This window comes from Nitrosomonas sp. JL21 (assembly GCF_009833095.1).
GTDB lineage: Bacteria > Pseudomonadota > Gammaproteobacteria > Burkholderiales > Nitrosomonadaceae > Nitrosomonas.
The window spans coordinates 91,642-99,239 of the sequence record NZ_QRCB01000028.1; the positions used below are offsets into that span (position 1 = coordinate 91,642).

4 protein-coding genes are annotated in these 7,598 nt (G+C 43.2%); 3 read left to right on the forward strand and 1 reads right to left on the reverse strand.

Going from position 1 to position 7,598, the window contains the following annotated elements; translation table 11 throughout:
* The first annotated feature begins 170 nt into the window (after positions 1-170).
* From glmS to ABF87_RS10050, 3 genes are all read left to right on the forward strand, one after another.
* Complete coding sequence (glmS, locus tag ABF87_RS10040; protein WP_160828989.1) at positions 171-2,021, forward strand: glutamine--fructose-6-phosphate transaminase (isomerizing); 1,851 nt, start codon at positions 171-173, stop codon at positions 2,019-2,021.
* Positions 2,022-2,399: 378 nt separating this feature from the next.
* Complete coding sequence (locus ABF87_RS10045; protein WP_160828990.1) at positions 2,400-3,599, forward strand: hypothetical protein; 1,200 nt, start codon at positions 2,400-2,402, stop codon at positions 3,597-3,599.
* A 50-nt stretch (positions 3,600-3,649) separates the two neighbouring features.
* Positions 3,650-6,127, forward strand: coding sequence for a tetratricopeptide repeat protein (locus ABF87_RS10050; protein ID WP_160828991.1), 2,478 nt, complete (start codon positions 3,650-3,652; stop codon positions 6,125-6,127).
* A gap of 352 nt (positions 6,128-6,479) precedes the next feature.
* Here the strand turns inward: ABF87_RS10050 and ABF87_RS10055 are convergent, their stop codons facing one another.
* Entirely contained in the window at positions 6,480-7,157 is a 678-nt protein-coding gene (locus tag ABF87_RS10055; protein WP_160828992.1) for a response regulator transcription factor, read from the reverse strand.
* Positions 7,158-7,598: the final 441 nt, after the last annotated feature.

Below are 7,598 nucleotides of genomic sequence, written 5' to 3' on the forward strand. Positions count from 1 at the left end.
ATCTCCAATGAAGTGACTGAGGTATGTGCTGATCGAAGATTGGAGCGAGTCATCTACCGGAGCTATCAATTGATGTTGTTAAGCTATTCACGATATAGCTTAAGTGCTCATTAATAATAAGCCAGAAGTGATAACGCATGGATGGCTGATGAATTATAAAGGATATTTCTATGTGTGGAATAGTCGGTGCAATAGCGAGAAATAACGTGGTTCCTGTTCTACTAGAGGGATTATTGAAATTAGAGTATCGAGGATACGATTCTGCGGGTATGGCAGTGGCAGATGCGAATGGATTACAAAGATTACGCACGACCAACCGTGTTTCAGAATTGATGAAGCTGGCCAATATCGAAGGCACAGCGGGATCTGTCGGGATTGCCCATACACGATGGGCGACTCATGGAGTTCCTTGTGAGCGAAACGCTCACCCGCATTTTTCTGGAAAAGAGAGAAAAATTGCTGTGGTACATAACGGTATTATCGAAAACAATGAAGTCATCCGGCAACGGTTACAGAAAAAGGGATTTGAATTTTTATCCGATACCGATACAGAAGTTATTGCTCATCTCATTTCAGAATATTTGGAACAGACTGACGATTTATTAGAAGCCGTCTGCTTGGCTGTATCAAAACTGCAAGGCGCTTACGCGATTGTAGTGGTTGAAGAAAAGCGTCCCGATCGTATCATTGCAGCACGTAAAGGGGCGCCATTACTGCTCGGGCTTAGTGAGAATGGCAATTATGCTGCTTCAGACGCATCAGCCTTGTTGCAAGTGACCCGGCGCATGATTTATTTAGAAGAAGGGGATGTGGCAGAACTATCAAGCGATAATTACCGTATCCTGAATTGCGTTAAAGACATTCTCGGTAAGATTGTAACTCGACCCATTCGGGAAAGTAATTTAACCTCCGAAACCATTGAGCTGGGCAATTACAAGTACTTCATGCAGAAAGAAATATTTGAACAGCCGTTTGCAGTATCGGATACCTTGGAAATGGTTTTTAATGCCCAGTCAATTTCCCCTCGCTTATTTGGCACTGAAGCAGAAGCAATTTTTCGGGACACTACAGGTATTCTGATTTTGTCTTGCGGTACGAGTTATCACGCTGGGTTAGTTGCAAAATATTGGTTGGAATCAGTATCAGGGTTACCTTGCAACGTCGAAATTGCCAGTGAGTACCGCTATCGCGAACCCGTGTCGGATCCTAATACCTTGGTAGTGGCAATATCCCAATCAGGCGAAACTGCTGATACATTGGCAGCCATGGCGTATGCTAAATCGCGTGGGCATCGACATAGTCTGGCAATTTGCAACGTACCAGAAAGCGCATTGATAAGACAAGCTGACTTGCGCTTTCTTACTCGTGCAGGTCCAGAAATAGGTGTGGCCTCAACCAAAGCCTTCACTACCCAACTTGCAGTATTGACTTTATTGACGGCTGTTCTTGCGAAGCAGCGCAATAGGCTTTCAAAAGAGCTCGAGCAGAAAATGCTTACTGGCTTCAGGCACTTGCCTTCGGCAATAGAATTAACACTTCAGATTGAGTCACAAATAGAAAAATGGGCAGACAATTTTGCTCAAAAGCAACATGCATTGTTTCTTGGCCGAGGCATACATTATCCCATTGCGATGGAAGGTGCTCTCAAACTCAAGGAAATTTCATATATTCATGCCGAAGCCTATGCCGCCGGTGAACTGAAACACGGTCCTCTCGCGTTGGTAGACAAGGAAATGCCCATCATTGCCATTGCGCCCAACGATACGTTGCTAGAGAAACTCAAATCCAATCTGCAAGAAGTCCGTGCCAGGGGGGGGGAGTTGTATGTGATTTCAGATGCTGATTCTAGTATTCAAGAAAGTGAGGGAATGCATGTGATCCGGCTTGCAGAACATGCAGGCGTTTTCAGCCCGTTGCTTCATTCGATTCCTCTCCAGTTACTGGCTTACCATGTGGCTCTGAGAAAAGGAAATGATGTCGATAAGCCAAGGAATTTAGCTAAATCCGTAACAGTGGAATAAAGAGCTGACTAAATATTTCATTTAACGAAGACGCTCATTGACCGCTGAGAAAGCACTAAAAAAAGCGAGCAGCCATCATGTCAGGATGAAATTGGGTGAGACAGTGTATATGAATGATTAACGATACATGTCGAGCCTGATTTCAGTGTGGCATACCGAGCACAGTAGTTTTTTAGAGCTTCTCTAAATAAAAGATCAATCGTGCCGTTGCAAGGCTTTGTTTGCCGATGCTCAAATAGCGCATTTTTGTATTGTGCATGATGGTATTGAATAGGTAGCTCACAAGAAAATTGAAAGAACCGTTTGAGCAAGGTTTAGAGTTTAAATAGATATTCGAAAGACTCTATTTGATCAAGCCAGATAAAAGGAGTTTTTGATTTGAGTAACTATAGAAAGCTAATTTTATTTGGTAGTGGATTGATTCTTATTTTTGCTCTCATGTTTCATAAGGAAGAGCAATTAAAAGAATTATTTCAATTAGCTAAACCGGATCATATTTCAGTACTGTACCTGAGGTTGCTGTTGAATATTAGCCCTGAGGATGAAAATTTACGGATTGAGCTTGCTAATCAATACATCAATTTAGGGCAATATGAGAATGCCCGCGATGAACTGAATTTTCTAATATTGCAAAATGGACATACCGCCATTGACGCTCGGTTGTTGTTATTAGAAATCGATTTAAGCGATTATTTTCTGCTATCTAATCATGATGTTCGGCGAGAAATTGAGCTTGAAAAATTACAGGCCGGTATCACAGAAATAAGTAAGATTTCCATTCCAGTTGCACTATTTCCAAAAATTATAAAATTAAGTCTGGAGCTTAATCAGCCTTCAACCGCGGCGGATCTCTATTATCAATGGGCAGGTTCTGAGCCAAAGATCAACGGTAAGTTTGAGAAATTGAAAGAAGCTGCGCAGTGGTATATCGCTGCCGGTTTGCCCGACAAAGCAGCGGGAATCTACCATGAAAGCTATGAGCTGACAGAAGACGCTGCTCTTGCACGACAATTTGCACTGCTTACCCTTCAGACACTGCAATCAGCGGGTGATAGCAAGCTTGCTGTGGAGTATTTCCGAATATATCAGCAAAGATTTCCAGAAGACGCAGAATTATTAGAAGAAGCAATTAATATTTCTTTGAGAAATAACGCTCCTGAACAAGCATATGAATTTGGTTCGTTACGCTTGGCGCTTGACCCGGAAAATCCGGAGCAGCTCAGAAAACAGTATGACCGTGCGCTAGCGATTGGGAAAACCCAGCAGGCTTTGGCTCTAACTCAACGCTTGATTGAGATCGTTCCGAATGACGATAGCAGCCATGAGAGGCTGGCACAAATTGCTGAATGGTCTCAACAGCCCAAGCTTGCGGTAAAAGAATGGTTATGGCTGGCTAGAAAGAGAAAAGACACACCTGCTATTTTGAATACTCTTCGACTCTCGACACAACTCAATCTTCATAACATTACAATAGAAATGTTCGAGCGGTTGTCAAATATTCGAGAGTTATCTAAAGAGGAAATGAATAATTTATTATATGCATATGATAATATGCATAATTTATCGTCCAAACGATGAACCTTATTCAATTCCGAACTTTTGCTCGCTTTGCTACCACCCTGCAGATCATGGTAGGGCTTGGAATTTCGACTACTCTGCATGCTTCAGAAAATGCGATAGACCAGGTTCCTGACAACTTTGGCCAGGAAAAAATCAGAGCTCGTCAGATTGATTTTCTGCAATCTTATGTCAAACGTTATCCAGAAAATATTCAAGCCTGGGAAGCATTGGCGAGAACTCAGGAGAATGCTCAGCAAATCCCGCAGGCCATCGCGACGTGGCAATACATCGGAAAGCATTTTAATCGCATGACCGAAGCCGTAGGGAATCAAGCTCTGATACTCCGAAAAAATGGTCAGCCAGAGAAAGCGTTATCAATATTGCAATCTCATCAAGGCAATGCAACCGCCAAGGATCAGAGCTTCTGGGAAATTTTCGGAGATCTGGCTTGGGAATTGGAACAGACCGAGCATTCGCTTACTGCCTATCGAATTCTTTGGAAATCAGACAGCACCAATGCATTGGTACCAGAGCGTCTGATTCATCTGACGAGAAATATGGCGGGCAAAGCCGAGGAAGCGATAGCGGTTGGCGAAGAAGCTTATCAGCGTCTAGGTGACGCGCGCTGGTTATTGCTCGCAATGGATGTTGCCAATCAAACCGGTAGGATACCTGATCTGAAGCGTCTAATGAATAAAGCGGCCATCAATGAACAGCAATTTCAGAATGTGGAAATGTATTGGTTGATGCGCGCCCAACTTGAAATTCACAAAAAGAACCCGAGAGTCGCCACGAGTCATTATCAGAAAGCATTATCAATCAACCCCCAATCCGCAATCGCCAAGGAAGGGATTTTGTGGAATCTGATTGGACAAAATGACAAGCCTGCACTGGAATCCTACCTCAAAATGTGGCATCAGGAAGCCTTGCAGAATACTTCATTATGGGCTGTATATGCTATCGCGTTGACACAAATCGGTCAGAATAAAGAAGCCTTGGTTTGGTTTGAACGTAAGTTGCGGAACAAGCCCGACGATTACCTCTGGTTACTTACGTATGCCGATGTTCTGAATCGGGCCGGGTATGTCGATAAAGCATTACAGCAGCGTAAATATGCCTTGTTCCAGTTGAGGTCTCGTTTCAATCAGCTCGAGAGTAAATCAGATAGGGGCGTGAAGGATTTATTACGACCGGAATATTTAAGCTTGATCCGAGAGTTGGAAGGGTCAAAGCATGAGATTTCCACATTGAAAAATTTTCTGGCGAAGGGATATGAGGATCCTGCTGTTCAAGAATTACTCATCGCGGCTTATCTATCTCAGAAGAATATTTCTTCAGCACGTTATTGGTTGTTGGAAAATCATCTCGAAAGGCAAAATACCCCGACTTGGCAGAGACTCAGCCTTGCATTGGCGGAAAATGATCTTGCTACTGCCGACCATATACTCAGCAACGAGAGTGATAAGCTGACCGACCTGAATAAAATGGAAATATTGAAGCGTCTTAATCGAAATGATGAAGCTTTGGCGCTAACCTATAAGCTGCTTGATTTACATCGAGAACCCTCAGCATTGCAAGCCTATCTTTTTCAATCAAGGGATGATTTGGTAGTAAAAACCAGTAAACAGGCATCCGCAGGTTTTGATTACAGAAGCTTGGGGGATGTTACTTTCGCCGAAAGCCGCGCAAGAATCAGCTCACCATACTTGGGCGGTACGCTTGCTGCAGAATTCAAGGATACTGTGTTGGGTTCCACCCGATCTGATCTGATTCTACCTGTGCAGAATGAAGTCGACATCATGGCCGAGTACAGGCATCCCTTACGGGAAGGAACGTTTCAGGCAAATATGGGTGGAAATCTTAGGCAAGATGAATCTCTACCTTATGGTACATTCAGGATCAATCAGGATGTTACCAAAAGAATCAAAGCTAATTTCCGTTTTGGAATGAATGAGATGAGCCATGAGACTGGCGCATTTCGAGCCTTAGGCGCGAAAGACACCATCCTGCTGGGCTTATCGACGCAATTAACGCAACAAATGACGTTCACTGTGGAAGCTGATGGCCATCGTTATTCCACCCGAGAAGGAAGTAATCTTGGGAAAGGTTATAAGTTACAATCGATTCTGGGGGCATCTTTGCTCAATACCGGTACCTTGAATTGGCAAGTCAGGCTGCAAGGAGCATGGGAAAGTAACGATCTGGCTTCATCTCTTCCTTCTGAATTAAGGGGCCGGCTGGGAGCTTCGAGAGAAGAAGTGTTGACTTTGGTGCCAAAAAACTTTGGCACGATGGGCGCTGGAATGGTGTTTCGTTATGGACCCTCTGAACAGGGAATACTGAAGCGTCCTTTCTTCTTGGTGGATGCGTGGTCTGGCTGGGTATGGCCTGCCGATGCTCTGGGTTATAACGGACGGGTATCGATAGGAATTCCAATCTTGGGCCCCGATATGCTGAGCGTGGGAGGTTTTTATAGCAATATTCAAGGGGGTAGAACAAATCAGCCTTTTACAGGAATTGGCATTCAATATTCTCTTCGTTTTTGAGTTAATTGCATTGCAATTGGGTCGCGCAAAATCGAGTGTATTTGTTTGATCAAGGAAAATAAAGAAGCTAAAGAAGCGCTGAGAAGCGAGTAAGTATCAGCCGATCAAGGTGGATCGGGTTCAACAAAAAATGCAGTTCGCGAGCTTCATCAGGGATGCGGACTGATTTCAAACGCGGCATGACCAAACGCATTAGCTGTAAATGTTTTCCTTAGATAACGCAGTATCGAAAAACTTGTTTGTCTCAATCGATGTGCCCGAATCATACGGATCATTTCTGCTGAGGGGAATGAAACTCAAGCGATCAATTCATTCAAAAATTATTTTTTGAACAACGAGAAATTGAAAACAGCTAAACCAGTCCTTTATCTTTGAAAAGAAGTGCCAGTTGCAGGCGATTGGAGATATGCAATTTACTATAAATGCGATTAAGATAAACTCGTGCTGAGCCTTCTGAAATTCGCAGCTCACGCGCTGCTGACTTATTGTTGTGTCCGGTTGCGATTAACGTGGCGAGATTAATTTCGCGAGGAGACAATTGTGCAGAGATTGCTTGAAGTTCAGATTCACGCCGCAGAATTTGTTCAAACGCCGATCGCATGGCGCGGCGTTCCAGCCATTCGCCGCCCGCATGTACTTGCCGCAAGCACTGGCGAATGAGTGAAATGGGCATTTCTTTGAGTAAAATGCCTTTTACACCTGCTCTGATGAGATCGCAAGTTTCTGTTTTACTTAAAGCAGCTGTGTAGATGACGATTTTGGCAGTATTTCCTCCCGCTATCTGAACATCCTGGACGAGTTGAACACCCTCAATGCCGGGTAAATGAAAATCCATCAATATAATATCGGGTTGGGTCAATTTTATTGTCTCTACGATCTGATTTTCTGTGTTCAAACTGGCGACTATTTCGAATTCGTGATTACTTGTCAGTAAAGTATTCAATCCCAGCAATGCGATCGGATGCGAATCAACCAATACGAGGCGAATAGATTGAGTTGAGACAGCAGCTTGTAATTCTTTATTTAGCATATAAGTCTTATATATCAGTAATTAACACTGCGAGAATTGCGAGCGATAACAAATGAATTACTCATGTGTTTCGATCAGTAACATATACGGTTAAGCTATCCAAAGATTTAGCTGAAATATCGCTGGGCCTTACTCTAAGAACACCTGACATGGATTTGAGCTGCTGATCTAGTCGAATTCCTATTTCACAAAACAGCCAGAGACTAAGGTTATGGTTGAAGAGATAGAAAGAAGGCAGGAAAATTTCTCGAGTTAAAGAAGCTTCGAAAATGATTGCGAGCGACGTGCAAGCAGAGTGAAGCTGGTTGAAGAATTACGCATGATCAAGCATAGTATTTTCTAGATTTTCTTAAGGATACGTGAGTGAGTAACTAACTTACGTATCCTTGCTCTCTATTATTTGAATTTCTATGCTACAAAATGATATCCGTTCCCATCAGT

Excerpts from the sequence above, each read along its gene's own strand:
- glmS (WP_160828989.1), top strand. The coding sequence starts at position 171 with ATGTGTGGAATAGTCGGTGCAATAGCGAGAAATAACGTGGTTCCTGTT.
- ABF87_RS10050 (WP_160828991.1), top strand. The coding sequence starts at position 3,650 with ATGGTAGGGCTTGGAATTTCGACTACTCTGCATGCTTCAGAAAATGCG.
- ABF87_RS10055 (WP_160828992.1), bottom strand. The coding sequence starts at position 7,157 with ATGCTAAATAAAGAATTACAAGCTGCTGTCTCAACTCAATCTATTCGC.